Raw genomic sequence first — 26,513 nt, 5'->3', positions numbered from 1 at the left:
GCTTGTCCATGCGCGCCCTAGTGCTCCATCACCAGATGGCCGTCGTCGTAGGACCAGTAGGCCTCGAATTCCTGTCCGATCTGCAGTGGCAGGTTCGCCAGTTCCTCGTGGCTCTTCTGGATGCGGATCTCCTGCCCGTCCCGTGTTTCGAGATAGACCGTCGCGGTCGCGCCGATGAACTCCTCCCCGATCATTCGGACCGGAATTGCGTTGAGGTCGCGGCCAGACGGCGACCGGAGCGCGAGGTTCGTCTTGGTGTCCAGGACCGTCAGGCTCGCGGTTTGCCCCACCACCGCGTGCGCCGACGGGTCCGGCGAAGCGAGGCTGAGCGCGCCCGCGGGCGTATTGAGTGTGACGATGCCACCCTCGGCGGCGGCGACCTTGCCCGTGAAGATATTTGACGAGCCAAGGAAATCCGCGACGAAGCGGGTGCGCGGTGTGCGGTAGATTTCCTGCGGTGTGCCGATCTGCTCGATCTTGCCGCGGCTCATGATCACCACCCGGTCGGCCATGGAGAAGGCCTCGGACTGGCTATGGGTCACATAGACGAAGGTGATGCCGGTTTCGCGCTGAAGGTTCTTCAACACCGATTGCATCCGCACCTTCAGCGCCGCGTCGAGCGCCGAGAGCGGTTCGTCCAGCAGCAGGATCTCGGGCTCCACCACCAGCGAGCGGGCCAGCGCCACGCGCTGACGCTGACCGCCGGAGAGCTGGGATATGTTGCGACCGGCGAATTCGGTGATCTGCATCCGCTCCAGCCACTGTTCGGCGCGGCGGCGGCGCTCGGCCTTGCCGACGCCGCGCATCTTGAGCGCGAACTCGACATTCTCGATCACGTTGAGGAAGGGAAAAAGCGCCAGGCTCTGCCAGACCATGGGCGTATCGCGGCTCCAGGTCGGAAGGTCGTTGATCGGCTTGCCAGCAAGGCGGATCACGCCTTCGCTAGGCGCCTCAAGACCGGCGAGCATCCTCAGCGTCGTCGTCTTACCGCAGCCGCTGGAGCCCATGATCGCAAGGAACTCCCCCTTGGCGATCTCGAAGTCCATCCGCTGCACCGCGACGAAGCTGCCGAAGCGCTTGACCACGCCCTCGAAGGTAACCAGTGCGTCGTTCGTCATGTTCCGCTCCTATTCGTCCGCCGCCGGACGGTTCTTTTCGCCCCGACCGGTCAGCAGAAGCTGCGCCAGGATCACGAGCGTCATGGATGTGACAAATACGAAGGTGCCGATCGCGTTGATCCGCGGGCTGACCTGACCTTGCAGGAAGCCCAGCACCTTGACGGGCAGGGTCTCGTTCAGGCCCGAGACGAACCAGGCGATGGCGAATTCGTCGAAGGACACCGCCATGGTGATGAAGAGCGCGCCAAGGATCGCGGGCATGGCGAAAGGCACGATGACATGCCGCATCGCCGCCCATTCCGAGGCCCCGAGGTTCCAGGCAGCGGCCTCCAGATCCGGGTCCATCTGCGACAGCCTGAGCCGGATGATCGCCATGGCGAAGGGCGCGCAGATCACCACATGCGTAATGATCACGGAAAGCGCGTTGCCCGACAGGTTGATCCGCGACAGGTAGGCCAGCATCGCAAGCCCGAGGATGATGACCGGGATCGTCGGCGGCAAGAGCGCCAGCGCCAGGTAGACCTGCTTGCCGAAGAAGCGGTAGCGGTAATCGGTATAGGCCGCGCCAAAGCCCAGCGCCGTGGCCAAGACGCCCACCGTCACCCCGACGAAAAGCGTGTTGCGCAGGCCCTGCCAGACCAGCGGGTCGGACGCCACCGCCTGATACCATTCAAGCGAAAACTGCCCGAGCGGGATCGAGGGGAAACGGTCGGAGTTGAACGAGAAGACGAAGCTTGCCGCGATGGGCGCAAAGACAAAGGCATAGCCGAGGACGATGTAGAGCTTCAGCGCGCCATCGACGGCCCTGTTGCGGTTGATGCTCGCGGTATCCTTGTCACTCATTTGGTGCGCCCCTTGTAGGCAAAGCGGACGGCGGCGAAGGCCACGACCAGTAGTGTGCCGATCATGGTCAGCGCGATCACGGCCGCGCGGGGCCATTGCTGGCCGGATTTCGTGGTGTCGGTGATCAGGATCGACAGCGTCGTCGGATCGCCGCCGCCCAGGTAGATGGGGCTGACGAAATCACCGAAGCTGAGGATGAAGGCGAAAAGCGCCGCGATCACGAGGCCAACCCGTGCCGAGGGGATGATGACCGCGAAGACCGTCCGCAACCGCCCGCAGCGCAGGTTGTGGGCCGCCTCGATCAAGGTCCGGTCGATGAACACAAGGCTGAAAAGCTGGAGCAGGACGACCAGCGGAAAGGTCAACGTCAGATAGCCGATCATCGTCGCGCCGACCGTGTTGAGCAGCGCGTAGGGCCCCAGCCCGATCCAGCCCAGCATCACGTTGATGATGCCCGCGTCCGACAGGAAGATCTGCCAGGAATAGACCCGCACGAGGTAGCTGGTGAAGAAGGGGATCACCATCAGGAACACCGCCCAACGGCGCGCCGTCTCGGACAGTTTGAAGGAGATCGCGTAGGAACAGGGGAAGGCCAGCGCGCTTACCAGGACCGAGGCGGCGGCGGCCAGCGCGAAGGTCGTTCCGTAGGCCTTCCAGAAGACCGAACGGCCATACATCGTGACCCAGTTCACGCTGTCGAAATCGACCTGCATCCGGAAGTTCTTCACCGTCCAGAAGCTCAGCGCGACCAGGAAAACCAGCGGGAAGACGAAGAACAGAAGCTGCCAGATCAGAAGCGGCAGTGAAAAGGTCAACCCGTAGAGAGAGAGCGTCTTGCGCATCGGTTGCGGTCTCACATCAAGAGATCAGGGGGCCGGCGGGGGAGCAGCCGCCGGCCCGATGCGCATTCACGCGCCCTTGTACTCGGACCAGAAGTCGTTCCAGGCCTCGAGGTCCTGTTGCAGCGGCAACTGGCGATACTTGATGCGCCCCGACCGGATCAGATCCATCGCGTTCGACTGGCCCGGCACCATGCCCTGGCGTTTGGCTTCGTCCGGGTTCTCCGCGTTCAGGACGTCCCAGCCTTTCTGGTTGGGAACGATCGCCGGATAGGCCGCCATGTTGGCCGATTTCGCCTGCCCTTTGGCCGAGGTGATGTACTGGATCCACTTCTTCGCAAGGTCCTGCTTCTGCGAACCCTTGCCGATCGAGAAGGACTCGGTCCATTGCAGACCGCCCTCCTCGGGAATGGCCGAGCGCACCTTGGCGCCATTCTTCTCCAGCACGCCGGTGATCCAGTCGCCGATACCGCAGAAGGCCAGCATCTGCCCGTCGTTGAGCGAGGAGAACGTGCCGCCGTAATCGAAGAACCCGCCGACCTGCGGGCGCAGGGACATGGTCTTGTCCTGGACGCCCGCCCAGGCGGCCTCGTCGATGTCATAGGGGCTTGCGTTGCCATTCAGGAGGCTCATCTGGCCGAGGTTCGGCAGGTGCCAGTCGAAGTGGCCGACCTTGCCGGTCAAGGCTTCGTTCCAGAACACGTTGTAGGACGATGCCTCGGCCTCCGTCAGGGCGTCGGTGTTATAGGCGACACCAAGGAAGCCGAAGCGCGTGATCACGGAATATAGGGCGCCGTCGGCCCAGTGGCCGGGAAACTGCTGGAACTCCGGGAAGAACTCGTCGAACGCATAGTCGGCGGGGTCGAGCTGTTCGATATATCCCGCGGCGTTGAGCTGCTGCACATATTCGGCGTCCGATAGGATCACGTCATAGGTGCCCGCCGGCGACTGCGAGATCAGGCCAAGCATGTTGTCGCCGCCGGTATAGTACTTCGGGATGAACTTGACGTTGTTCTCCGCCTCGAATTCGGCGACCACGTCGGGCTCTGCGTGGCCGTACCAGGCAAGCATGGTCAGCTCGGTCGGCTCCGCGAAGGCGCGCCGCGAAAGCATCGGCGTGGCAAGGGCCGCGGCCCCCGTGGCGAGAAGCGATCTGCGCGTCAATCCAATGGTCAGTCCGGCATTCTGTTGCATCTGTGTCTCCCTGTGAGATCTGCCGACTTGCGTCGTTGAAGGGACGCTAGGCCAAGGAGCCCGAGAAACAAAATCCGTTATTGAAATCGCTCGATTTGCCGCCCTTATGCCATTGTGTGCTTGCGCGTCCCGCTAGAAATCGGGTGAGAGTCGCAAGACAACGCACTGAAAAGATTATGGTCTACCCAGACGCAGGACCAAAGGGAACTGACGCAAACGCGCCTAGACGTCCAGCAGCTGCGCGTTCGATCCCACGCTGTCTAGTCCAGCGACGAGGTCGCTGACAAGTTGCAGCCCGGCGGGCGAGAGCCGGGGATGCTTGTAGAAAAGCCCGACCCTGAGCGGCTCAAGCGCCGGAAAGCCTTCGGCTTCATCCAGGACACGCATCCCTGGCAGCATCGTCGCGCGGGTCAGGGCCGTGACACACAGCCCGTTCAGCACCGCGTTCTGAAGCCCGGATATGCCCGGTCCGGTGTAGACGACGCGCCAACGGCGCTCGGTCGCGTCAAGCGCCTGGATCATGCGGGCACGATAATCGCAGCCCTCGGGATGCGCGCCCAGCGGAACGGGGCGATGGGCGAGGTCCCGGTAACCCTCGGCAGCGGCCCAGATCGGCTGCTCGATCCAGGTGCGCGAGAGATAGGGCATCTGCGCGGTGGGCATCACGGCGATGATGATATCAAGGTCATCCGCCCTGAGATGCTGGTGCAGTTCCCGGCTGAGGTCGCAGTGAACCTCAAGCTCCACATCCGGATTGTCGAGGCTGAACCGCGTGATCGAGCGCTGCAGGAAAGCGACCGCGTAGTCCGTCGGCAGCCCGATCCTGAGCACGCCCGTCTTGTCGGAGCGGTGAAAATAGCTGACCGCCTCATCGTTGATGCGGATCATTTCGCGCGCATAGCTCAGCAGCGCCTCACCGGCCGAGGTCGGCTGAATGCTGCGCCCTTCCTGGGACAGGAGCGGCGCGCGGACAAGCTCCTCAAGCCTGCGGATCTGAAGCGAAATTGCCGGCTGGCTACGGCCGAGATGGGCGCCCGCCTTGGAATGACCGCCAAGCTCGACCACCGCGATGAAGGTCCTGAGCAGATCGGTCGGCAGGTTCGTCAGAACGGCCATGCATTTGCGCCCGAAATGGAAGAATTGGGACAATCTATTTTTCTTATCGACCTCCGGCAACGTAATTTTGCGGCAAGCCTTATGCAGGAGTAATCATGTCCCTCAGCAGCGCCTTCGCCTCTGAACTGACCTGGCCCGACTATGCCGCGGCGGTCGGACACGGGCAAACGCCGATCCTGATCCCCATCGGATCGATGGAGCAGCACGGCCACCACATGCCGCTTCATGTCGATGTCCTGTTGCCCACCGAGTTCGCCCGGCGGGTCGCCTCCGAAATCGGCGGGCTGGTCGCGCCGGCCTTTACCTATGGCTACAAGTCGCACCAGAAGTCCGGCGGCGGCAATCACCTTCCGGGCACGACAAGCCTTGACGGGGCGACCCTGGTCGCGGCGTTGAAGGACGTGGTGAAGGAGTTCGCGCGGCACGGGGTCCGCAAGATCTGCCTGGTGAACGGCCATTTCGAAAACTCCTGGTTCATCGTCGAGGGCATCGACCTCGCGCTGCGGGAATTGCGCTGGGATGGGATCACCGATCTGAAGGTGGTCGTGCTATCCTACTGGGACTTCGTCCATAAGGACGCCATCGAACAACTCTACCCCGGCGGCTTCCCGGGTTGGGATGTCGAACACGGCGGGGTTCTGGAAACCTCGCTGATGCTGGCGCTGCACCCGCAGCTGGTGCAGCTCGATCGCGCCGTGGACCATGCACCGGCCAGCTTCCCGCCCTATGATGTCTATCCGGTCAAGGCGGCCTGGACCCCGGCATGTGGCACCCTGTCGTCGCCCAAGGAGGCCTCGGTCGAGAAGGGCCACATCCTGCTGGAGGTCTGTACCCAGGGCATCGTCGAGGCGCTTAGGGCCGAGTTCATCTGAAACCGGTTCTGACCGGGACGGACGGGGCCGCGCGCGGCCCCGTTTCCTTTTGCCGTCCCCGCCCCCCCACGGCGGCTGGGCCGCATTCCGGAACAGAAAAACCCGGCCGAAGCCGGGCCTTTCCGATCCCTGATCGCCGGGCTTCAGTTCCGGATCACGTTGTGTTCGGGGCCGAAGGGGAAGCCGGTGATGTTTTCCGCTCCGTCCTCGGTCACGATCAGGATGTCGTGCTCTCGATAGCCGCCCGCGCCGGGCGTCCCTTCGGGCAGCATGACCATCGGCTCCATCGAGACGACCATACCGGGCTTCAGCTCCGTCTCGATATCCTCGCGAAGCTCGACGCCGGCCTCGCGTCCGTAGTAATGGCTCAGCACCCCGAAGGAGTGGCCGTAGCCGAAGGACCGGTACTTGAGCAGGTCCCATTCACGGTACATGTCGTTCAGTTCCAGCGCGATCTCGTTGCACTTCGCGCCGGGCCGGATGAGTTCGAGCCCGCGGCGATGGACGGCCACATTCTTTTCCCAGATGTCGAGGCTCGCATCATCGACGCTGTCGCAAAACAGCGTGCGTTCCAGCGCAGTGTAGTAGCCGAAGATCATCGGGAAGGTGTTCAAGGACAGGATGTCGCCCGACTGGATCTTCTTGTTGGTGACGGGGTTATGGGCGCCGTCGGTGTTGATGCCCGATTGGAACCAGGTCCAGGTGTCCATCAGTTCCACGAAGGGAAAGGACCGGGCGATCTCTCGGATCATCGCGTTGGTGGACGCGATGGCGACCTCGTGTTCGGGCACGCCCGCGCCCACCGCCGCCGCGCAGGCCGCGCCGCCCACGTCGCAGATGCGCGCGCCTTCGCGGATCAGCTTGTGTTCCTCCGCAGATTTGATCGAGCGCATCCACATCGAGGGCTGCGCGATATCGACGAATTCCACACCCGGCAGAGCCGCCTCAAGCTGCTTACGGTAATCGAGGTTGACGTGATCGAACTCGATCCCCAGCCGCTTGACGCCCGGCGTCAACTGCCGAACCGCGCGATAGAAGTTGTCGCGGCGCCAGTCGGTATAGGTGATGTTGCTGCCGAAGCTGCGCCGCCAGGGCTGGCCGCCATCGATCCCCGCCGAAATCGTCGTGGCCGCATCTTGCGTGATCACCATGCCGTACTTGCGGCCGAAGTAGCAGTAGAGCCAGCCGGAATAGTAGTTGATGCAGTGGTAGGAGGTGAACAGCGCCGCATCGACATCGTTGGCGGCCATCCACTTGCGGACATCATCCTGACGGCGTTTCATTTCCGCGTCCGAGAACGGCGAATAGTCCTTCTCGCCGTTGTGCCATTCCATCACGTGGAGCATGTCTTCTGTCATCTGATGGGCCTTCCTTTGCTCAAAATTGCTGAGCAGGAGCCTATCCGTGACCTGAGAAGCACAGAAATTTGTAATGGAAATCGTCCAATTTGTGCTTCTTGGGGCTCCCCTGGACGCGGTCGCACGCAAGACGCGCGCGGCACACGTCAAACCCCCGGGTATCGGTCCGCGATCGCGCCAGATCGCTGGCGGCGGGCCGTGCGGCCAGAAGCCCTACCGGATCGTCTCCCCGAGCCAGGGCCGGATCGCGCCCGGCCCGATCACATATTGCACGCTTCCGCGTAGGCGTCGCCGCGATCCTCAAGCGCCACACCCACGACCTTGTTGGTGTAGACATCGCCCTCCTTCACCACCTCGCGGACATAGATATCCTGGATCGGGTGATGGTTTGGGCCGAACGCGAAGTCCCCGCGGGTGGAGGCGAAATCCGCCGACTCAAGCGCCGCGCGGAAGGCGTCCTGATCCGCCACGTCCGCCTTGGCCTTGGCTGACAGGAGCAGGTTGGCCGTGTCGTAGCCCTGGCTTGCGTAAAGCGAGGGCAAACGGCCGTATTCGGCCTGAAACGCCTCGACGAAGGCCGCGTTGGCCGGGTTATCCAGGTCCTTGCTCCACTGAGAGGTGTGGTGCACGCCCAAGGCCGCGTCACCCACCGCCTGCAAGAGGTTCTGATCGAAGGAGAAGGCAGCACTGACCAGAGGGGTCGTCATGCCCGAATCCGCGTATTGCTTCATGAAAGCGATGTCCATGCCGCCGGGAAGGAAGAAGAACACGCTGTCCGCATGCGAGGCGTGGATCTGCCCGATCTCGGCCGCGTAGTCGGTTTGGCCAAGCTGGGTATAGACCTCGCCCGCCTTTTCACCCTTGTAGAAGCGCTTGTAGGCGGCGATGGCGTCCGTGCCGTCGGGATAGTTGGGCGCCAGCATGAAGGTCTTGCGGTAGCCGGCGGAATTCGCATAGGCCCCGGCGGCCTCATGCAGGTTGTCGTCCTGCCAGGCGACGCTGAAATAGTTCTTGTCGCAACCCGCACCCGCCAGCGCCGAGGGGCCTGCGTTCGGCGACAGGTAGAATGTCCCCTGTGCGACCGCCGCAGGCACCACCGCCATCGCAAGGTTGGACCAGAGGATGCCGGTCAGCACATCGACCTGAGCGGACTGGATCATCTTTTTGGCGATCTGCACCGCGATCTCCGGCTTTTGCTGATCGTCTTCGACGATGACCTCGACATCGGTCGCACCCGCCATCTTGAGCGCAAGGTTGAACCCGTCGCGCACGTCGATGCCCATCCCCGCACCGCCGCCCGACAGCGTGGTGATCATGCCAACCTTGATGCCCTCGGCCCCAGCCGAGCCCGCGCCCAGTGCAAGCGCCGCGAGCGCACCGAGAAGGATGGTCCTGGACCTCATCTAGATTGTCTCCCCGTGGTTTGTTCGCGCTCACCTTGAAGGGTTTGCATCTGCTTGCAACCCAGAATTTCACCGCCTCACGCCCCTCACCCGCCCGGATCGCGCAAGCGGAAGCGCTGGATCTTGCCCGCCTGCGCCTTCGGCATTGCGCGGGTAAAGACGATCCTGGGCGGATACTTCTAAGGCGCGATGGTCCGTTTCACATGATCCCGCAGCCGGAGGTTCGTCGCATCGTCGGGCGCCCCCCCTCGGCCAGGACCACATGCGCCTCGATGATCGAGAGCAGATTGGCGGGCGTTGCCTGTTCCAGAAGCGCGTCCGCGGCGCCAAAACGCAACGGAAAGACCGCGAACCCGCCAAGCCCGAACGTGAAGGCCAGGCGCGGCGATTCGACGAAGCCATCGTCCGGCGTGCCGCCCGGCACCTCGCGCGCGTAGCCGTCCGCGATGATTGGAAGGTCGCGGTGGAAATGCATCGTGGCCTTGGGCGAGCCCGCCGTGCCGCGGGTGACCCCCAGAAACGCCACGTCGTCCCGGCCCGTCCGCGCGGCCTCGAACCGCAGCGGCTTGTTTAGCGCCACGCAGTCAAGCTCCACGCCGCGATTGGCCGTCCCGTCGACACCGATCACCTTGCGCAGGTGGCGCGAGCCCTTCGCGCAGGCCACCATCTCCTCCATCAGGCAGGTGTCGCACAGCGCCAGGCCGATTTCAACCTTGTCCACGATCTTGGCCAGTTCTCCCGCCCCCCGCATAGGCATCGTGTTCACGACAACCGCGCTCACCTTGGTCGCAGCCAGCCAGCACGCGACCAGCGCAGGGCTATTCGCATATCGAATAAGAATGCAGTTCTTATGCTTTACGCCATAATCCTCAATCAAAACATGAGCGATCCGATTCGACCAATCCGCCAGTTCCTTTTAGGTCCGGATGCGCCCATTGCCGATCAGCGCCGTGTGGCCGGCAAATCCCCGCTCGACCATCCGGTCGCAGAGTTCCACGCCCGCGTTCAGCCACTCGGGATAGTAGAACGGGTCCAGCCGGATCTCAGGTCATTGGTCCGCCGGCGGCAGATTGTCCCGCGTGAAGCTGTCCACATGTCCCCTTGGTCCCGGCACTGCGGCTCCCCTCGTGCGCTGCGCCTCAGTCCCGCGGAATGACCGCCGCTGCCAAGATCACGACCGTGACGCGATCCTCGACCCGCACCAGCACCGGTACCAGCGCCATCGCCGGGTAATGCGCGCCGATCACAACTTAATAGACAGCCCCAAAGCTCTGACATCATAAATTATTTCTACTTTTCGGTGGCAAATCAGGTCAACCGAACCAAATGCCCCGGCCGCGCCCCGGCGTAGGCCAGAACCGCCACGACATTGCGCAGCGCCTGGGCAGCCTGATCAACGAACGCTTCGCTTTCGAGCCGGCGGTCGGCGTTCCACCCCACCATGCCGCCGGTAAAGACCATGCGCCCCGTCACGGCGGCGCCGTTCGATTAACCGATCGCGGGCTTCCAGCCCTCGGGATGGAGGAACTTGTGCACCATCGGAACACTCCCTGACGGTTGTGATGCGGTCACGGACATCATCCGGCTAGGACTTCGGCCGCCCCCCATCGACCAGAAACAGCGTCGGCGCGACCGTCAGCCGGTGGTGCGCGCCGCAATGGGCGTGGAAATCGGCCTCCATGCGCTCGGTCGGCACCCCCTCACCCGCCACCATCATCGCGGCACAGGAATGGCCCGCAACCTCGCGGAAGAAGCGTTCGCAGACCGAGTTGGTCATCTCGAAGTAGCGCGGGTAGAAGACGATCCCCGCCGGATCGCAGTGGTTGAATTCGACGCGGATCGCGCGGCGGTAGATCATTGCAGCGCCCTTGCGATCACCATCCGCTGAACGTCCGAAGCCCCTTCGTAGATGCGCAGCGCCCGGATTTCGCGGTAAAGGCGCTCGACCGCCGATCCGTGGCGCACCCCGTCGCCGCCGTACGGCTGCACGGCCATGTCGATGACCTCCTGCGTCGCTTCGGTCGCGCAAAGCTTGGCCCTCGCGGCTGATGCGCGCGGCACCCTGATCCTTGACCCCGACCGCGCGAAAGACCAGCAACGCCGCGTCGATCTTCAACGCCATGTCGGCCAGATGGCCAGCACAATCTGGTGGTCCGAGAGCCCCCCGGACGCACCCGCGCCAACGCCTTCTCCAGCGCCGGCGGGCAAGGCGGAGTGCCGCCGCCCCGACGGCCGGGCGGAAATGGTCCTGAACCGTCATCGCAACCTTGAACCCCTGCCCGGGCGCGCCGGTCAGCGCGCCAGCGGGTGGGGCGCCATCACCTCCCGCATCACGCTCAGCGTGCGGATATCCAGCCGCTCCCCTGCGCTGGCTCCGGTCGCGCGCAGCCAGACGCCCGCCCCAGGGCCGCGACAAGGCCACGGGAGGCGGCATCGGAATCGTCATGATCGACCGGCAACTGGGCGCCGCACCAGGCTTCAAGCCGCGCCGCCAGGTCGCGGTGACGATCCGCGAAGAAGGGCCAGTCCCGGAAGCGATCGTCGCTCATCTTTTCTTCTATTCCCAAGTATCCGGGGGGGTCAGGGGGGCTGCCCCCCTTTTCCTTGACCTCAGCTCCCTTGGAACACCGGCGTCTTTTTGGCCACGAAGGCACGGTAGGCGCGTTCGAAATCGCGGGTCTGCATGCAGATGGCCTGCGCTTGCGCCTCCGCCGCAATCGCCTGGTTGAGGCCCAGGTTCCACTCCTGGTTCAGCTGGATCTTGTGATGCCATGGGCAAAGACCGGCCCCGCCGCGATCCGGCGGGTGAGCGCCATCGCCTCCTCCTCCAGCCGGTCGGCCGGATGCAGCGCGTTTCAGAAGCCCCAATCCGCGCCCTCCCGCGCCCCCTTGCTGCGCCCCATTTACAGCAGTTCTGCAGCCCACCCCTAGCCGATGATGCGCGGCAGCGCGGCACAGGCCCCAAGTCGCACCCAGCAAGCCCTGCGCGAGTGAAAAGGAAGGCGCACTTGGCCTCAGGCGTCGCGGTCCTGAGGCCCCTTCATGTCCATGCTGACGAAGGGTCCGATGATGTCGTGGACATCCCCGCCCGAACAGAAGTTGCCGCCGTTCGGCGCAAGCACCGCCACATCCACGTCCCCGGCACAGGGCAACACGCGGAAGGTGTCGCGCAGTTCCGCGTAGCTCTCGAATGTCAGAGGGTTCTTTCGGTCGGGCCGGTTCAGGTGGATCACCGCGATCTGGTCCCGGATCTCCCACAAGAAATACACCGACGCGAGGTTTGCCATCTAACTCATTACTTTACAAACCTTTTCAGTATCTCCGTCAACTGGTCGAGATCCTCCTGGCAGAGGCTCGCGAAGATCGCATCCACTCGCGCTCATGGTCTGCGGCCAGCGTCTCAAAGGCGGCCAGCCCCGCCTCGGTCAGCGCCACGAAGACGGTGCGGCGATCGGTCTGAGAAGGCGTGCGGCGCACCATTGCCTCCGCCTCCAGCCGGTCCACCACCGCGGTGGCGTTCCCGTTCGACACCAGCAGCATCCGGCTCAGCTCGCTCATCGTGACGCCCCCGCGCCGCCGGTAAAGCGCGGCCATCACGTCGAACCGGGGAAGCGTGGTGCCATGTTCGACGCGCAGGAACTCCCGCAGGCGGTTCTCGGCGGTCCGGGTGACCGCAAGAAGGCGGATCCAGAGCTTCAGGCGGCGCTTGGACAGATCGCTCATGCCTCGCCCCCGTTGATGGAGAGCGCCTGCCCGTTCACCCCCTCCGATCCCGGCGCGCAAAGCCAAAGCGCGCAGGCCGTGACCTCGGCGGGCTGGATCAACCGGTTCTGCGGGCTCATCGCCTCCAGGACCGCCCGGGCTTCGGCCCGGCTGCGACCGGTTTTCCCGGCGATGACCTCCAACGAGTGGTCGGTCATGGGCGTGTCGAGGAAGCCCGGGCAGATTGCGTTGACCGTCACCGGGCTGCGGGCGATCTCCAGCGCCAGCGACCGAACGATTCCAATAACTCCATGTTTTGCAGCAGCATAAGGCGCAATCTTCCCGTAACCTTTCACCCCCGCGGTCGAGGCGATGGCAATGAGCCGCCCCCAGCCGTCCATCTGCCTCAGCCCCTCGCGCAGCGTCAGGAAGGCGCCCGTCAGATTGACCGCGATCATCGCGTTCCACTGGTCGAGCGTGGTTTTCGCCATCACCCGGCTGTCGGCGGCACCGGCGTTGGCGATGACGATCTGGCAGGGTCCGGCCTCGGCGAACATCGCCTGGACCGAGGCTTCGTCGGTCACGTCCGCCAGGACCCAGCTTATCGCATCATGCCGCGCGGCGGTGGCACGAAGCGGCTCGGACCGGCGACCGCTGATGACGACCTCCGCACCTGCGTGGGCAAAGCCCAGCGCAAGGTCGGCCCCCGCGCCCGTCCCGCCCCCGGTGATCAGCACCCGTTTTCCCGTCATGCTCATGCCCGGATCACCTCCGCCGCCTTTTCCCTGAGCCGCCGCGCCTGGTCGCGCCCCCGATGGCAAGGGCGCGGCCATTCCTCGGCCTCGTCGTCCAGTTCCGCCGCCGCGTGCAGCGTCGAGTACGGATCGGCGAGGTGCGGGCGCGCGAGGCAGCCAAGATCCGCCCGCGCCGCCAGCAGGATCACATTGACCTGGCCGACCTCCGTGGTGTTGCCCACGGCCATGGTCGCCAGGCCCGCCTCGTTGCGGATGCGGTCGGAGAGTCGCGTCTGGAACATGCGGCCGTAGACGGGCTTCGCATCGGTCGGGATCTGGCCTGCGCCCACATCGATCATATCGGCCCCGGCCCTTGCGAAGAGCCGCGAGATCTCCACCGCCTCAGCCGGGGTCACGCCGTGATCCCCTCCCCAATCGTTGGCAGAGATGCGCACCGACGTCGGCTTGCGATCGCCCCAGGCGGCGCGCATGGCGCGGAAGACCTCCAGCGGCCAACGCATGCGGTCTTCCAACTGCCCGGCGCAATCGTCCGTGCGCAGGGTCGACACTGGGCTCTCGTCCCGCACCCGGTCCATGCCGGCGCGAGTCATCGCGCGCGGGGCGGCATGATCGGGCGACCATGGCAGCGCCGAGGGGCCGAGGATGTCCCAACCGCCCTCCGTCACCGGCATCTCGTTGTCCTCCCACGGGACCTGGACCGAGGCCTTGCGCCCCGCAGCCAGTCAGGATCGCGCAGCCGCAGGTTTTCGTGGCTGATCCGTTGCGAGCGGGTCAGCAGCGAGCAGGCGAACTGTTCCGGTGGCAGGTCCGGGTAGCGCTCCGCCGCCTCGAACCATTCCAGGCTGTTGCGCGACGCCGATTGAAGGCGCAGCACCTCGGTCCGCCGTTCCGCCTGGTAGCGCTCAAAAGCGGCCTCCAGCGGCGGTTCGTTAAGCAGGTAGTCCGCGAGCGCGATGGCGCTGTCGAAGGCGAGCCGTACGCCCGGTCCGATCGAGAGATACCCCCTGGTGGCCGCGTCCCCCATCAGCACGACATTGCCGTTGTACCAGCTTTCGCAGATCACGCGCGGGAACTTCATCCAGACCGTCGGGCCGCGCAGGTGGGCGGCGTGCGACATCAGCGCATGCCCGCCAGCGTGACGTTCGCAGATCTTGCAGCTTGTTTCGGCCCCGTCGAACTCCGTCTCGACCCGCAGATCGACGCCGAGGGCGCGGGCGTGGTCCTGCAGGAGGACAAGCATCTGTTTGCGGCCGATCCCGGCAAAGCCGCGCCCGCCCGACACGGTGCGGCGACCGTCATGGACAACCACGATGTCGTCCCAACAAACGAAATGGCTGCGGATCGCGTCGGTGGAGGCCGGGTCGTTCTGCTGCATCCGGCGCGGCGCAGCGTCCGACAGCACCACGCCCCGGCCAAAGGCGTCATTTGCGCGGCTCCGCTCCCGCACCGTGACCTGATGGCCAGCGTCGCGCAGCTTCATCGAGATCGCGAAGTAAAGCCCCGCCGGACCGCTCCCGAGACACAGAACCGTCATGCGCCGCCTTTCCGCCCAGATCCCGGTCAGCGTGGCACCGGCGGAAAACAAGTTCAAGTTTGAAGCTTTTAGCTCGAAATTCCATACCGGATACCATCATGCCCGCGGACGCGATCAGCATGGAAAAGCCACGGGCCAGCATCGCCGGATTGGGGACGATGCGTCTGGTGGAACTTGCGGGCCATGCGGGCACCGATCCCGATGCGCTGGCCATGCTGGGTGCGCACCCGCCGACGCGGCCCGTATTGCCCTGCGGATCGAGGCCACGCTGATCAACGAGGCCTCCTGGCTTCTGCACGAAGGGCGCGCGGCGGTCCTGGCCATGCTGAGCGAGCGGGAGGCCAAGGCGCCCCTGGCGCTTCAGGGGCGCTATCGCCCGGCGCCGTAGCTCGCGCGCGGGTGGCCCTAGCCAACCACCCGGTTGGTGCCGTCCATCGTCGCGAGCGCGCCATACATGTCCGGCCTGCGGTCCCGGAAGACGCCCCAAAAGCGCCGCTGCTGCGCGATCGCGGCCAGATCGAAGGTCGCGGTGATCACCGACTCCTCGTCGCGCCCGGCCTCCGCGACCATTGCGCCGGTCTGGTCGGCGATGAAGGACGAGCCGTAGAAGGTCACCTCCGTCTGCCCGTCCCGCTCAGTCCCAATACGGTTCGAGGCGATCACCGGCAAGATGTTGGCGGCCGCGTGCCCCTGCATCGTGCGCTGCCAATGGGCGGCGCTATCGAGGGTCGGGAAATGCGGCTCCGACCCGATGGCGGTGGGGAACAAAAGCGCCTCCGCCCCCAGCAGCGCCAGCGAACGGGCGGTCTCGGGGAACCACTGATCCCAGCAGATGCCGCAGCCGATCCGGCCGAACCGCGTCTGGAAGACCTTGAAGCCGGTGTCGCCGGGGGTGAAGTAGAACTTTTCCTCGTAGCCCGCGCTTTGGGGGATATGGGTCTTGCGGTAGGTGCCCAGGATCTCCCCGTCCGCATCGATCATGGCCAGCGTGTTGTAATGCGCAAGCCCCGCGCGCTCGAAGAACGAGATCGGCAGCACGACGCCAAGGCGCCGGGCCAGCGCCCGGAAATGCTGGACGGCCCGGTTCTCTTCCAAGGTGCGGGCGAGGTCCAGATGGCGTTCCACGATCTCCAGGCAGAAGTACGGCGCCTCGAACAGCTCCTGGAGGAGGATGACCTCGGCCCCGGCCTCTGCCGCCCGCAGAACCAGGCTTTCCGCCCTTGCGAGCGTCTCGTCGGCATCCCAGCTGCACGCCATCTGCGTCGCCGCAAACGTCACTTCGGTCATCGCGCGTCCCCCCCTTTTGCTGGGACAAGCCTTAGCAAAGCGCGGCCCGGCGCAATATTCCCCCAAAGGGATAGGCGCGGTCGGTCTGAAGCGGCCGAGGCGGGTTGACCCCCGCGATGACCTAGTTGCGGCGCTCGACGACGACCTCGCCCGAATGCGGATCGGTCACGCCCAGGCCGCCGCCCAGATCCTCCAGGCTGTCACGGAACCCGTCGAGAAGCGCGATCATCGCGGGGCGCGCCGCGGCGAGCGCGGCCATATCATCCCACTCTCCGACGACGACATAGTCCCGCTCACCTGTCTTGACGAGCCGTAGGGCACGCAAGCCTTTCAGCTCCGCAAGGCTGCGGCTGTCGTGGTGGCCCTCGAAGGCGGCCTGCTGTCCTGGCTTGACCCTCATCCTGACGACATTCATCGCGGTCATGGCACTCCCTCCTGCCGGATCGGCACCTCGGGCGTCATGTCCGCGGCGCCTGACCAAGCCTAGCACATTTCCGTGGTCCGCGCTTGCCGCAGATGGCGGCCCACTGGCGCGGGTGAACTGCGGGCGGGCGGGCGGCGATGCGTCGTTGCGCTTCCACAAGGGCCGCCGATATGGCATAGGCAGCCCACATTCAGTCTTGAGGCCAATCATGCACGACATCCGCGCTATCCGCGAAAATCCCGCCGCCTTCGATGCCGCCCTTGCGCGCCGGGGGCTTTCGGGGCTGTCGTCCGAGATCCTCGCCATCGATGAAGGCCGCCGGGCGAAGATCCTGGCCGCCGAAACCGCGCAGGCGGCGCAGAACGCGGCCTCCAAGGAGGTCGGCGCGGCCAAGGCGCGGGGCGACGAGGCGGAGTTCGAACGGCTCCGCGCGCTGGTGGCGGAAAAAAAGGCCGAGATTGCGAAGCTCAGCGCCGAAGCCGGCGAGGAGGACGCGCGGCTGCGCGACATCCTCCTGGGCATCCCGAACCTGCCGCATGACGACGTGCCCGAGGGCGCGGACGAAAACGACAACCAGGAAATCCGCCGCTGGGGCACGCCGCGCGGCTTCGATTTCAAGCCGGTCGAGCATTTCGAGATCGCCGGCGTGAAGCCCGGGATGGATTTCGAGACCGCCGCCAAGCTGTCGGGTGCCCGCTTCGTGCTGCTGCGCGGGGGCGTCGCGCGCATCCACCGGGCGCTGGCGCAATTCATGCTGGACCTGCACACGGGCGAGCACGGCCTGACCGAGACGATCACTCCGGTTCTCGTCAAGGACGAGGCGATGTACGGCACCAACCAGCTGCCGAAATTCGCCGAGGACAGCTACCAGACCACCAATGGCTGGTGGCTGATCCCGACCTCGGAAGTCACGCTGACCAATACCGTCGCGGGCGACATTGTGGAGGAGGCGGCGCTGCCGATCCGCATGACCGCGCATACCCAGTGCTTCCGCTCGGAAGCGGGCAGCGCGGGCAAGGACACCTCTGGCATGCTCCGCCAGCACCAGTTCGAGAAGGTCGAGATGGTGTCGATCACCACGCCCGAAACCTCGCTGGACGAACACGAGCGCATGACGAATTGCGCGCAGGCGGTGCTGGAGCGGCTGGGCCTGCCCTACCGCACCGTGGTGCTTTGCACTGGCGACATGGGCTTTGGCGCCCGCAAGACCCATGACATCGAGGTCTGGCTGCCGGGGCAGAACAAGTATCGCGAAATCTCCTCGGTCTCGGTCTGCGGCGATTTCCAGGCGCGGCGGATGAACGCGCGCTACCGTCCGGCGGGCGGCGGCAAGCCGGATTACGTCCATACGCTGAACGGATCGGGCCTCGCCGTCGGGCGCTGCCTGATCGCGATTCTGGAAAACGGCCAGCAGGCCGACGGGTCGGTCGTCATGCCCGAGGCGCTGGTGCCCTGGCTGGGCGGCAAGACCCGGCTGACGGCGGAGGGCGTGCTGGTCTGAGCCGGCGCGCGGGACCCCGGTGCGGAGCGGGGGCCAGCCCCCGCCCCCCCGGAGTATTTCGGCCAGAATGAAGGGGGCGGTGGATCAGGCCTTGCGGCCTGTCCCGCCCTTTTCGACGTGTTTCCTGAGCCGCGACGGGATGGACTTCTTCTTGTCCTTGTAGGGGTTCTTCGCCCCCTGGTCGCGGAAGGTCAGCCGGATCGGCGTGCCGGGCATGTCGAAGCTGTCGCGCAGACCGTTCGTCAGGTAGCGCCCGTAGCTTTCGGGGATCTGGTCAGCATGCGTGCACATCACGACGAATGCGGGCGGCCGGGTCTTGACCTGGGTCATGTAGCGCAGGCGGATGCGGCGGCCGCCGGGCGCGGGGGGCGGGTGCGCCTCGGTCATGGCGCCCAACCACTGGTTCAGCTTGGCGGTGGTCACGCGGCGGTTCCAGACGTCGTAGGCCTTCAGGATCGCGTTGTGGAGCCGGTCGAGCCCCTTGCCGGTCTTGGCCGACACGGTGACGAGCGGCGCGCCCTTGAGTTGCGGAAGGAGCCGTTCGAAGGCCTCGCGCAACTCCTTCAGCTTTTCGGCCTTGTCCTCTTCCAGGTCCCACTTGTTCGCGGCGATCACGACCGCCCGGCCCTCGGTTTCGGCGAAGTCGGCGATGCGCAGGTCCTGCTGTTCGAAGGGGATGTCCACGTCGAGCAGGACCACCACGACCTCCGCGAAGCGCACGGCGCGAAGCCCGTCCGCGACGGAAAGCTTTTCGAGCTTGTCCGTAACCTTGGCGCGCTTGCGCATCCCGGCGGTGTCGAAGATGCGCATGGGCGTGCCCATGAACTCGGCGGTGACGGAGATCGCGTCCCGGGTGATCCCGGCCTCGGGCCCGGTCAGGAGCCGGTCTTCGCCGATGATCTTGTTGATCAGCGTCGACTTCCCCGCGTTCGGCCGCCCGATGACGGCGAGCTGGAGCGGCCGTTCCAGCGTGGGCTTGCGCGGGCCGTCATCCTCGCCCTCGTCCCCCGACACATCGACATCGGTTTCCGGCACCTGGAGCTTGTTGCGGGCGGCGAACTCGGTCGCCAGCGGCTCCAGCACGCGGTAGAGGTCGTCCATCCCCTCGCCATGTTCGGCGGAGATGCGCAGGGGCTCCCCCAGGCCAAGCGCGTAGGCTTCGAGCGCGCCGGCCTCACCCGCGCGGCCCTCGGCCTTGTTGGCGGCGAGGATCACATGGGCGTTCTTGCGGCGCAGGATCTCCGCGAAGATCTGGTCGGTGGGGGTGATCCCGGCGCGGGCATCCACCACGAAAAGGCAGATATCGGCCATTTCGACGGCGCGTTCGGTCAGGCGGCGCATCCGGCCCTGAAGGCTGTCGTCCCGTGCGTCCTCAAGCCCAGCGGTGTCGATGGCGATGAAGCGCAGCGGCCCGAGGCGCGCGTCGCCCTCGCGCAGGTCGCGCGTGACGCCTGGCTGGTCATCCACCAGCGCCAGCCGCTTGCCGACCAGGCGGTTGAACAGCGTCGACTTGCCGACATTGGGGCGGCCGACGATGGCAAGGGTGAAGCTCATGGGTCCGGGTCCTGCGAAAGGGGGCAAGCCGCCCCCTTACACGGGTTTTGGCTCAGCGGAAAGCCAGAAGCTTGCCGTTTTTGGACAGCACATAAAGCGTGCCCCCCGCCACCACCGGGGCCGAGGCCGCTCCGCCAGGCAATTCGACCTGCTGGAGCGCCGCGCCCGACGCCGGATCGAACGCCGTCAGGGTTTCGCCGCTGGAAGCGATCCAGAGCCGCCCACCGGCCAGGACTGGCCCGTAATGCGCGAAGATGCCCTTGCGCTTCTTGTCCTTGTCCTTGGTGAAATAGGGCATGTCCACGCGCCAGACGGCCTCTCCGGTCGCGGCATCGAGGCGCACCAACTGCGCCTCGTCGTTGACCAGGAAGATCGCCCCGCCCGCGACGGCGAAAAGCCCCGCCGCCCCGTCCTCGGCCGTCCAGCCCGGTGCCCCGGTTTCGGCGCTGAAAGAGGCAAGACGGCCCGCAGCCGTGCCGGCATAGACAGTCGCGCCGTCGATCACCGGATCGCCCGACAGGTCGCTGATCGCCGCATAGGCGCGCCCCAGTCGGCGGCCCGTGACCTGACCAGCCCAAAGCCCGGTGCCGGAACTCTTCTCCGCCGCGATCATCTGGCCGCTCGCGAAGGGGAAGAGCACCAGGCGCCCGTCGAAGGCCGGGGCCGCGACGCCGACCACGCCGGATTGGCTTGCGAGCGCCGGGATCTGCCAGGCGATGCGACCGTTGGAGGCCGAAAGCGCGGTCGCCGATCCGTCGCGGGTCGAAACATAGACAAGGCCGTCGGAGACCGACGGGCCGCCCGAGGCAATCCCGTCAAGGCGCTGGCGCCAGACGACGGCGCCAGTCGCGGCATCGAGCGCAATCACTTCCCCGTAACCCGTGGTCGCAAAGATCCGGCCGCCCTCGGCCGCAAGCCCGCCGCCGGAGGCATCGCCGTCACGGTCGGTCGCGGGCGTAAGGTCGCTTTGCCACAACGGCGCGCCATTGGTTCCGGTCGCGGCCACGGTCGCGCGGGCGTCCAGCGTGAAGATGCGCCCATCCGCCACGATCGGGGCGGCGGTGATCCGGTTCTTGCGGCTGTCGCCCGCGCCAATCGGTGCACTCCAGGCCAGAACGGGGGATGCCGACAGCGCGGCGTGGGGGGCCTTGTGCGTGCCCGCGCCGCCCCTGAGCGGCCAGTCGGCGTTCGAGACGACCGCCGGCAGCGTGATCGGCACCGCCTCCGGCAGGACCGTCGCGGGTCCCGAGGCATTGGAGGCGGCGGACATCTGCAACGCGCCCTCGCCCTCGGGCAGGCTCGTGTCACGCGGCTTGACCCGGTCGCCCGGCAGGATCAGTTCGCCCTCGGAACACCCCGCCAGAAGCGCCAGAACCGCCACGGTGCAAAACCCCTGGGTAATCTTCACGGCCCCTGCCCTTTCCTGTTTCCCGTCCACGCGGTCGCGGGTTGGTCACTGTTGCGCGGGCTCGCCTCCGAGCACCACGATCATCTGAAGCGCACGTTGCTTGAGCCCGGCGGTCACGCCCGCCTCCTGCACCAGCTGCTGGTAGAGCGCGAGCGCCTCTTCGGTCTTGCCGGAGGCGATCAGGGAAAGGCCCTGCTGCTCAAGCGCAAGCGGACGGTAGGGGGCGCCGGGCACAGAAAGCGCCGCAAGCCGTTCCTCACGCTCCTGCGCGTTCAGCGCGGGCCCCTTGAGGATCAGGTATTTCAGTTCCGCGAGCTGGCGGTAGGACTCGGGCGCGCCCGCGTCCGACGCCACACGCTCCAGCGCGGTTTCGGCCGCACCCGCGTTGCCCTGCTTCAAGGCCTCGTCCGCGGCCAGGAAGGACAGAAGCGCGGCCTGCCCCGGCTGCGCGGTTGGGACGGTCGACAGCGCCTCGGTCCGCGCGGCGGGATCGTCTGCCGCCAACGCGGCCAGAATCGCGTCGCCGAAGGCTTCGGCCTCTGCCTTCGCCTGGGCTTTTTGCCACTCGTTCCAGGCCGCGCCGCCGACGATCAGTAGCACCGCGAGGATCCCGATCCAGCCATAGCGGCGCAAAACCGCAAACAAGCGGTCGCGGCGCACCTCTTCGGCCACTTCGTCAATGAAGCTGTCGGTCTCGCTCACGCCCGTCTCCGCCGTTTCGCGCCCGTCCGGGGCGTCATTCGCCGACCGTCTTACACGCAAGCGCTTGGCCTTGCCAAGCCTTCCCCAAATCGCGGGGCGGTTGCAAGCCGACACGGCTCGGCATAAATTGAACCGGTCGGTTCAGAAGCGACTTGACGCACTCGCGCGTTGATCGCCAAGAAAGGGCCGTGCAGTATTAAGGTGCGGACCGCACCAGAGGTCTAGATGCGTATTCTTCCGATGGTCACGGCCGTCCTGGTCTGTGTCAGCCTTTATTTCCTGATCTTCGAACGTGACCGGCTGTTCGGGCTTGCCGGTCGCGAGGCGGCCGCGCCCGCCGCCGCCGTGACTGCCGAACGCCCCGAGGTCGAGGACACCGCCGCAGCCGTCGCCGTGGTCGCGATCCATTCCGTCGCCGTTCCGGTGGATACCGGGGTGCTGCTGCGCGGCCAGACCGAAGCCGCGCGCCAGGTCGAGGTGCGGGCAGAAACCTCAGGCCCCGTCGTTTCCGCCCCGCTGCGGCGGGGTGCGATGGTCGAGGCGGGAACGCTCCTGTGCGAGATCGACGCGGGCACCCGGCCCGCCGCGCTGGCCGAGGCCGAGGCGCGGCTGACCGAGGCCGAGATCAGTGCCAATGCGGCCACCAAGCTTCAGGCCGGCGGATACACCTCCGAGACCGCCGCCGCGGCGGCGGCCGCCGGGCTTCAAGCGGCGCAGGCCGGTGTGGAGGCTGCCCGCAAGGAGATCGAGCGCACCCGCCTCACGGCACCTTTCAACGGCCTTCTTGAGACCGACGCGGCAGAGACCGGATCGCTGCTGACGACCGGCGGGCTCTGCGCCACGATCATCGCGCTCGACCCGATCAAGTTGGTGGGCTTCATTCCTGAAACCGAGGTCGACAAGGTCAAGGTCGGCGCGCTTGCGGGCGCGCGTCTGGTCACCGGGCATGAGGTGCGGGGCCGCGTGACCTTCCTGTCGCGCGCCGCCGACCCAGAGACGCGGACCTTCCGGGTGGAGGTGGAGGTCGCGAACCCCGACCTCACGATCCGAGATGGGCAGACGGTCGAGATCCTCGTCGCCGCCGACGGCGCGCAGGCGCACCTGATCCCGGCCTCGGCGCTCACGCTCGACGACACAGGGCGGCTGGGTGTGCGCACGGTCGATGCGACCTCCAAGGCGACGTTCGTTCCGGTCGAGGTCATCCGCGACACCGCGCAGGGCGTCTATGTCACGGGCCTGCCCGAGACGGCCGACATCATCGTTCTGGGGCAGGAATACGTCACCGACGGCGTGACGGTCGCCCCGGCCTTCCGGGGGGCCGCCGGATGACCGGCATCGTCGAATGGGCCGCCGCGCGGGCGCGGATGGTCCTTGCCTTCATCGCCATGTCGATCCTGGCGGGTCTGGTCGCCTACATCGGCCTGCCCAAGGAGGGCGAGCCCGATATCGAGATCCCGGCGATCTTCATCTCCGTCCCCTTCCCCGGCATCTCGGCAGCCGACAGCGAAAAGCTGCTCGTTAAGGTCATGGAGACGGAACTCTCGGACATCGACGGGCTCAAGAAGATGACCGGCACCGCCGCCGAGGGGTATGGCGGCGTGGCGCTGGAGTTTGATTTCGGCTGGGACAAGACCAAGACGATCGCCGACGTGCGCGACGCGATGAACACGGCCGAGGCCAAGTTTCCCGACGGCGCCGACAAGTACACGCTGACCGAGATCAACTTTTCCCAGTTCCCGATCATCATCGTGAACCTTTCGGGAAAGGTGCCCGAACGCACCCTCCTCCGGCTGGCGAAGGACCTGCAGGACCGGCTCGAAACGCTGGAACCGGTGCTGGAGGCGGGGCTCGCGGGCCAGCGCGACGAGATGCTGGAGGTCGTGATCGATCCCCTGCGGCTGGAGGCCTACAACGTCACCGCCGGGGAACTGATCTCGGTCGTGCGCAACAACAACCAGTTGATCGCCGCCGGAGAGGTGGACAGCGCCACCGGCACCTTCGCAGTCAAGATCCCGTCCTCGTTCGAAAGCCCGCAGGATGTCTACAACCTGCCGGTCAAGAAGAACGGCGACCGCGTCGTGACTCTGGGCGACCTGGCCGAGATCCGCCTGACGTTTGAAGACCGGACCGGCACCGCGCGCTTCAACGGCGAGACGACGCTGGCGCTCCAGGTCGTCAAGCGCAAGGGCTACAACGTCATCGACACCGCGAACCTCGTCCGCGAGACGGTGCAAGAGGCGCGCGCGGGCTGGCCGCCGGAACTGCGGGCGGCGGTCAATCTGGGCACATCCCTCGACCAATCGGTGACCGTGGGGGCGATGGTCAGCCAGCTGGAAAGCTCGGTCCTGACGGCCATCGCGCTGGTGATGATCGTGGTGCTGGCAACGCTGGGGTCACGCTCGGCGCTGCTGGTGGGCTTTTCGATCCCGACCTCGTTCCTTCTGACCTTCGCGCTCCTGGCGGTCTTCGGCATCTCCATCTCCAATATCGTGATGTTCGGCCTGATCCTGGCCGTGGGGATGCTGGTCGATGGTGCGATCATCATCGTGGAATATGCCGACAAGCGCATATCCGAGGGCCAGGGGCCAATGCGCGCCTATACCGAGGCCGCCCAGCGGATGTTCTGGCCTGTGGTCTCCTCCACCGCCACGACGCTTTGCGCCTTCCTGCCCATGCTCTTCTGGCCCGGCATCCCGGGCGAGTTCATGGGGATGCTGCCGGTCACGCTGATCTTCGTCCTCTCGGCCTCGCTGGTGGTGGCGCTGATCTACCTGCCGGTCATGGGCGGGGTCGCGGGCCGCATGACGCGCAAGCTCGAACATCTGGCCGAGATGTTGAAGCCGCTGCCCTGGGCGGTTCGGGCCGGTCTGGTCGTGCCCGCGATGGCGACGATCTACCTCGGCGCGATGCTGATGCTGAACCCGGGCTACCTGTCGGGGACGCGGCTGGCCGATCCCTCCATCCTTGACGCGGTCCCCGGTGCGCTGATCTTCCTGCTCGGCGCGGCACTGGGATCAATCACGCTTGAGGCCGCGCGCCGCCCGGCGCGGGCCGCCCCGGTCCGCGCGGGCTACCGCCGTTCGCCCTTTGGCCGCGTAATCCACCTCATTGCGGGCAATCCGATCATGCCGGTCGTGACGATCGCCGCGGTCGTCTTCGTCGTCATCTCGGTCTTCGGCTATTACGGCAAGCACTCGAAAGGGGTGGAGTTCTTCGTCGACAGCGAGACCGAGCAGGCGATCATCTACCTGCGCGCCCGTGGCAACCTGTCGCTGGAGGAAAAGGACGCCATCCTGCAGGAGGCCGAGGCGATCGTGCTGGAAACCCCCGGCATCCATTCGGTGTTCGCCTTCGCCGGAAAGGGCGGGATCGACCAGAACAACGGCGGGGCTCAGGCCCCGCTCGACACCGTGGCGCAGCTTCAGGTCGAGATGCAGCGGTGGGAGACGCGCAAGGACGACCCCGAACTGGACGGCGATGTCGTGCTGAACGGGCTGGTCGCGCGGCTGGAAAAGATCCCCGGCATCCGCATCGAGTCACTCAGCCAGTCGCGGGGCCCCTCGTCGGGCAAGCCCCTGCACCTGCGCCTGACGGGGGACGATTTCGCCGCGCTGGAAGCCGCAGTCGAGACGGTGGAGGCCAAGTTCACCAGTCTCACCGGGGTCAAGGGGATCGAGGACACCCGCCCCCTGCCCGGCATCGACTGGCAGATCGACGTCGATGTCGAAAAGGCGGGCCGCTACGGTGCCGATGTGGCGACGGTTGGCGGCATGGTCCAGCTGGTGACCCGCGGCATCCTCCTCGACACGATGCGCGTGGACACCTCGGACGAGGAGATCGAGATCCGCGTGCGCCTGCCGGAGGAGGACCGGTTCCTCTCCACCCTGGACACGCTGAAGGTTCGCACCTCGGAAGGGCTGGTACCGCTGGCGAACTTCGTCACCCGCCACCCCGTGCCGAAGCTCGGCCGCATCGACCGCTTCAACCAGAAGCGATACTACGACGTGAAGGCGGACGTGGCGCCGGATCTCACCAATGACGAGGGCCAGCCCATCAACGCCAACGAGCGTATCGCCCTGGTCACCAGCTGGCTTGAGGATGAACGCCCGCTGCCCGCCGGTGTCGACTGGCAATGGACCGGCGACCAGGAAGAGCAGGCCGAGAGCCAGGCCTTCCTGATGCAGGCCTTCGCCGGGGCGCTTGGCCTGATGTTCGTGATCCTGCTGGCGCAGTTCAACTCGTTCTACAACACCGCGCTGGTCTTGATCGCGGTCGTCCTGTCCACCACGGGCGTGCTGATCGGGATGCTGATCATGGACCAGAGCTTTTCCATCATCATGACCGGGACCGGGATCGTGGCGCTGGCCGGAATCGTGGTGAACAACAACATCGTGCTGATCGACACCTATCAGGAGTTCAGCCAATACATGCCCCGGATCGAGGCCATCACCCGGACCGCCGAGGCGCGCATCCGCCCTGTCCTTCTGACTACGATCACGACGATGGCGGGCCTGGCGCCGATGATGTTCGGGCTCAGCCTCGACTTCCTCGGCGGGGGGTATTCCGTGGACAGTCCCACCGCGCTCTGGTGGAAGCAGCTGGCGACGGCAGTGGTCTTCGGCCTTGGCATCGCGACGGTGCTGACGCTGGTGCTGACGCCCTCGCTCCTGGCGCTCAGGGTCTGGATCGAGACAGGCGCCTTCCGCTCCGCCCGGCGGTTGCAGGCGCTGTCCCTGGGCGCGGGCAGCCGCGCGGCGCGCGACCTCGCGCTCGCCAGCGCCGCGCGCAAGGTCGAAAGCCCCGAGATCCTGTGGGACGAAGCAAGCCCCGACCCGGCGGACGTGGAGACCGAGAATGACGCCGAAACCCCTTCCAGTCCGCTGCGGGCGGCTGAATAGCCGCC

Annotated in this window: 23 protein-coding genes and 3 pseudogenes; 5 read left to right on the top strand and 21 right to left on the bottom strand. The window is 66.1% G+C overall.

The window, feature by feature from the left end; genetic code table 11:
• Positions 1 to 17: 17 nt before the first annotated feature.
• The 5 genes from OE647_RS14195 to OE647_RS14175 form a co-directional block, all read right to left on the bottom strand.
• Positions 18 to 1,118, bottom strand: coding sequence for an ABC transporter ATP-binding protein (locus tag OE647_RS14195; protein WP_263722412.1), 1,101 nt, complete (start codon positions 1,116 to 1,118; stop codon positions 18 to 20).
• 9 nt (positions 1,119 to 1,127) lie between these two features.
• Positions 1,128 to 1,961 (bottom strand): ABC transporter permease, encoded by an 834-nt coding sequence (locus OE647_RS14190; protein WP_263722411.1) that lies wholly within the window; start codon positions 1,959 to 1,961, stop codon positions 1,128 to 1,130.
• Positions 1,958 to 2,803, bottom strand: coding sequence for an ABC transporter permease (locus tag OE647_RS14185; protein WP_263722410.1), 846 nt, complete (start codon positions 2,801 to 2,803; stop codon positions 1,958 to 1,960). The genes OE647_RS14190 and OE647_RS14185 overlap by 4 nt, the downstream gene beginning before the upstream one ends.
• Before the next feature lie 66 nt (positions 2,804 to 2,869).
• Positions 2,870 to 3,994: a polyamine ABC transporter substrate-binding protein gene (locus tag OE647_RS14180; RefSeq protein ID WP_263722409.1), complete on the bottom strand. Its 1,125-nt coding sequence runs from the start codon at positions 3,992 to 3,994 to the stop codon at positions 2,870 to 2,872.
• A 222-nt stretch (positions 3,995 to 4,216) separates the two neighbouring features.
• Complete coding sequence (locus tag OE647_RS14175; protein WP_263722408.1) at positions 4,217 to 5,110, bottom strand: LysR substrate-binding domain-containing protein; 894 nt, start codon at positions 5,108 to 5,110, stop codon at positions 4,217 to 4,219.
• Between the two features lie 95 nt (positions 5,111 to 5,205).
• Between OE647_RS14175 and OE647_RS14170 the strand changes: the two genes are divergently transcribed.
• The gene (locus OE647_RS14170) at positions 5,206 to 5,982 is read left to right on the top strand and encodes a creatininase (RefSeq protein ID WP_263722407.1); all 777 of its coding nucleotides are present in this window, start codon (positions 5,206 to 5,208) and stop codon (positions 5,980 to 5,982) included.
• A 143-nt stretch (positions 5,983 to 6,125) separates the two neighbouring features.
• Here OE647_RS14170 and OE647_RS14165 read toward each other — a convergent pair whose 3' ends face one another.
• The 11 genes and pseudogenes from OE647_RS14165 to OE647_RS14115 form a co-directional block, all read right to left on the bottom strand.
• Positions 6,126 to 7,340 (bottom strand): M24 family metallopeptidase, encoded by a 1,215-nt coding sequence (locus tag OE647_RS14165; RefSeq protein WP_263722406.1) that lies wholly within the window; start codon positions 7,338 to 7,340, stop codon positions 6,126 to 6,128.
• 260 nt (positions 7,341 to 7,600) lie between these two features.
• Positions 7,601 to 8,743 (bottom strand): ABC transporter substrate-binding protein, encoded by a 1,143-nt coding sequence (locus OE647_RS14160; RefSeq protein ID WP_263722405.1) that lies wholly within the window; start codon positions 8,741 to 8,743, stop codon positions 7,601 to 7,603.
• Between the two features lie 223 nt (positions 8,744 to 8,966).
• Positions 8,967 to 9,857, bottom strand: a pseudogene (locus tag OE647_RS14155) (AMP-binding protein); the annotation flags it as partial.
• Between the two features lie 194 nt (positions 9,858 to 10,051).
• Entirely contained in the window at positions 10,052 to 10,204 is a 153-nt protein-coding gene (locus OE647_RS14150; protein ID WP_263722404.1) for a Rid family hydrolase, read from the bottom strand.
• 124 nt (positions 10,205 to 10,328) lie between these two features.
• A complete protein-coding gene (locus OE647_RS14145) occupies positions 10,329 to 10,601 on the bottom strand; it encodes a hotdog family protein (protein ID WP_263722403.1) in 273 nt (90 codons plus the stop codon).
• Positions 10,598 to 10,804 carry an acyl-CoA dehydrogenase family protein gene (locus OE647_RS14140; RefSeq protein WP_263722402.1) on the bottom strand — a complete coding sequence of 69 codons (207 nt, stop codon included), beginning with the start codon at positions 10,802 to 10,804 and terminating at the stop codon, positions 10,598 to 10,600. Before OE647_RS14140 ends, OE647_RS14145 begins: the two co-directional genes overlap by 4 nt.
• A 275-nt stretch (positions 10,805 to 11,079) precedes the next feature.
• Entirely contained in the window at positions 11,080 to 11,292 is a 213-nt protein-coding gene (locus tag OE647_RS14135; protein ID WP_263722401.1) for a hypothetical protein, read from the bottom strand.
• Positions 11,293 to 11,353: 61 nt separating this feature from the next.
• Positions 11,354 to 12,030: pseudogene (locus OE647_RS14130) on the bottom strand (enoyl-CoA hydratase-related protein).
• A gap of 37 nt (positions 12,031 to 12,067) precedes the next feature.
• Entirely contained in the window at positions 12,068 to 12,466 is a 399-nt protein-coding gene (locus OE647_RS14125; RefSeq protein ID WP_263722400.1) for a MarR family winged helix-turn-helix transcriptional regulator, read from the bottom strand.
• Positions 12,463 to 13,203 carry an SDR family NAD(P)-dependent oxidoreductase gene (locus OE647_RS14120; RefSeq protein ID WP_263722399.1) on the bottom strand — a complete coding sequence of 247 codons (741 nt, stop codon included), beginning with the start codon at positions 13,201 to 13,203 and terminating at the stop codon, positions 12,463 to 12,465. The genes OE647_RS14125 and OE647_RS14120 overlap by 4 nt, the downstream gene beginning before the upstream one ends.
• Positions 13,200 to 14,734 (bottom strand): annotated as a pseudogene (locus tag OE647_RS14115) (oxidoreductase). Before OE647_RS14115 ends, OE647_RS14120 begins: the two are co-directional and overlap by 4 nt.
• A 98-nt stretch (positions 14,735 to 14,832) precedes the next feature.
• Between OE647_RS14115 and OE647_RS14110 the strand changes: the two are divergent.
• Positions 14,833 to 15,006, top strand: coding sequence for a hypothetical protein (locus OE647_RS14110; protein ID WP_263722398.1), 174 nt, complete (start codon positions 14,833 to 14,835; stop codon positions 15,004 to 15,006).
• A gap of 133 nt (positions 15,007 to 15,139) precedes the next feature.
• Here OE647_RS14110 and aguB read toward each other — a convergent pair whose 3' ends face one another.
• Together aguB and OE647_RS14100 are read right to left on the bottom strand one after the other, a co-directional pair.
• Entirely contained in the window at positions 15,140 to 16,021 is an 882-nt protein-coding gene (aguB, locus tag OE647_RS14105; protein ID WP_263722397.1) for an N-carbamoylputrescine amidase, read from the bottom strand.
• Between the two features lie 121 nt (positions 16,022 to 16,142).
• Positions 16,143 to 16,445 (bottom strand): antibiotic biosynthesis monooxygenase, encoded by a 303-nt coding sequence (locus OE647_RS14100; protein WP_263722396.1) that lies wholly within the window; start codon positions 16,443 to 16,445, stop codon positions 16,143 to 16,145.
• Between the two features lie 208 nt (positions 16,446 to 16,653).
• On the opposite strand from OE647_RS14100, the gene serS reads away from it, so the two are divergent.
• Positions 16,654 to 17,946, top strand: coding sequence for a serine--tRNA ligase (gene serS / locus OE647_RS14095; RefSeq protein WP_263722395.1), 1,293 nt, complete (start codon positions 16,654 to 16,656; stop codon positions 17,944 to 17,946).
• An 84-nt stretch (positions 17,947 to 18,030) separates the two neighbouring features.
• Here the strand turns inward: serS and der are convergent, their stop codons facing one another.
• Genes der through OE647_RS14080 form a run of 3 tightly spaced genes read right to left on the bottom strand, consistent with a single transcriptional unit; the run spans position 18,031 to position 21,610 of the window.
• Positions 18,031 to 19,500, bottom strand: a complete 1,470-nt coding sequence (gene der, locus OE647_RS14090) for a ribosome biogenesis GTPase Der (RefSeq protein WP_263722394.1) — start codon at positions 19,498 to 19,500, stop codon at positions 18,031 to 18,033.
• Positions 19,501 to 19,552: 52 nt separating this feature from the next.
• Positions 19,553 to 20,908, bottom strand: coding sequence for an outer membrane protein assembly factor BamB family protein (locus tag OE647_RS14085; RefSeq protein ID WP_263722393.1), 1,356 nt, complete (start codon positions 20,906 to 20,908; stop codon positions 19,553 to 19,555).
• 45 nt (positions 20,909 to 20,953) lie between these two features.
• Positions 20,954 to 21,610 (bottom strand): tetratricopeptide repeat protein, encoded by a 657-nt coding sequence (locus OE647_RS14080; RefSeq protein ID WP_263722392.1) that lies wholly within the window; start codon positions 21,608 to 21,610, stop codon positions 20,954 to 20,956.
• A gap of 225 nt (positions 21,611 to 21,835) precedes the next feature.
• Here OE647_RS14080 and OE647_RS14075 point away from each other — a divergent pair, with 225 nt between their 5' ends.
• Positions 21,836 to 22,939: an efflux RND transporter periplasmic adaptor subunit gene (locus OE647_RS14075; RefSeq protein WP_263722391.1), complete on the top strand. Its 1,104-nt coding sequence runs from the start codon at positions 21,836 to 21,838 to the stop codon at positions 22,937 to 22,939.
• The gene (locus tag OE647_RS14070) at positions 22,936 to 26,508 is read left to right on the top strand and encodes an efflux RND transporter permease subunit (RefSeq protein WP_263722390.1); all 3,573 of its coding nucleotides are present in this window, start codon (positions 22,936 to 22,938) and stop codon (positions 26,506 to 26,508) included. The genes OE647_RS14075 and OE647_RS14070 overlap by 4 nt, the downstream gene beginning before the upstream one ends.
• Positions 26,509 to 26,513 lie beyond the last annotated feature (5 nt).

It is taken from the genome of Albidovulum sediminicola (assembly GCF_025751575.1).
GTDB lineage: Bacteria > Pseudomonadota > Alphaproteobacteria > Rhodobacterales > Rhodobacteraceae > Albidovulum > Albidovulum sediminicola.
Note: the sequence above shows the minus strand (reverse complement) of the source record. Positions and strands in the feature narration are given on the sequence as shown.

Excerpts from the sequence above, each read along its gene's own strand:
- OE647_RS14135 (WP_263722401.1), bottom strand. The coding sequence starts at position 11,292 with ATGAGCGACGATCGCTTCCGGGACTGGCCCTTCTTCGCGGATCGTCAC.
- OE647_RS14110 (WP_263722398.1), top strand. The coding sequence starts at position 14,833 with ATGCCCGCGGACGCGATCAGCATGGAAAAGCCACGGGCCAGCATCGCC.
- serS (WP_263722395.1), top strand. The coding sequence starts at position 16,654 with ATGCACGACATCCGCGCTATCCGCGAAAATCCCGCCGCCTTCGATGCC.
- OE647_RS14100 (WP_263722396.1), bottom strand. The coding sequence starts at position 16,445 with ATGACCGCGATGAATGTCGTCAGGATGAGGGTCAAGCCAGGACAGCAG.
- OE647_RS14070 (WP_263722390.1), top strand. The coding sequence starts at position 22,936 with ATGACCGGCATCGTCGAATGGGCCGCCGCGCGGGCGCGGATGGTCCTT.
- OE647_RS14170 (WP_263722407.1), top strand. The coding sequence starts at position 5,206 with ATGTCCCTCAGCAGCGCCTTCGCCTCTGAACTGACCTGGCCCGACTAT.
- OE647_RS14195 (WP_263722412.1), bottom strand. The coding sequence starts at position 1,118 with ATGACGAACGACGCACTGGTTACCTTCGAGGGCGTGGTCAAGCGCTTC.
- OE647_RS14125 (WP_263722400.1), bottom strand. The coding sequence starts at position 12,466 with ATGAGCGATCTGTCCAAGCGCCGCCTGAAGCTCTGGATCCGCCTTCTT.
- OE647_RS14160 (WP_263722405.1), bottom strand. The coding sequence starts at position 8,743 with ATGAGGTCCAGGACCATCCTTCTCGGTGCGCTCGCGGCGCTTGCACTG.
- OE647_RS14145 (WP_263722403.1), bottom strand. The coding sequence starts at position 10,601 with ATGATCTACCGCCGCGCGATCCGCGTCGAATTCAACCACTGCGATCCG.
- OE647_RS14180 (WP_263722409.1), bottom strand. The coding sequence starts at position 3,994 with ATGCAACAGAATGCCGGACTGACCATTGGATTGACGCGCAGATCGCTT.
- OE647_RS14120 (WP_263722399.1), bottom strand. The coding sequence starts at position 13,203 with ATGAGCATGACGGGAAAACGGGTGCTGATCACCGGGGGCGGGACGGGC.
- OE647_RS14190 (WP_263722411.1), bottom strand. The coding sequence starts at position 1,961 with ATGAGTGACAAGGATACCGCGAGCATCAACCGCAACAGGGCCGTCGAT.
- aguB (WP_263722397.1), bottom strand. The coding sequence starts at position 16,021 with ATGACCGAAGTGACGTTTGCGGCGACGCAGATGGCGTGCAGCTGGGAT.
- der (WP_263722394.1), bottom strand. The coding sequence starts at position 19,500 with ATGAGCTTCACCCTTGCCATCGTCGGCCGCCCCAATGTCGGCAAGTCG.
- OE647_RS14185 (WP_263722410.1), bottom strand. The coding sequence starts at position 2,803 with ATGCGCAAGACGCTCTCTCTCTACGGGTTGACCTTTTCACTGCCGCTT.
- OE647_RS14175 (WP_263722408.1), bottom strand. The coding sequence starts at position 5,110 with ATGGCCGTTCTGACGAACCTGCCGACCGATCTGCTCAGGACCTTCATC.
- OE647_RS14150 (WP_263722404.1), bottom strand. The coding sequence starts at position 10,204 with ATGGTCTTTACCGGCGGCATGGTGGGGTGGAACGCCGACCGCCGGCTC.
- OE647_RS14075 (WP_263722391.1), top strand. The coding sequence starts at position 21,836 with ATGCGTATTCTTCCGATGGTCACGGCCGTCCTGGTCTGTGTCAGCCTT.
- OE647_RS14165 (WP_263722406.1), bottom strand. The coding sequence starts at position 7,340 with ATGACAGAAGACATGCTCCACGTGATGGAATGGCACAACGGCGAGAAG.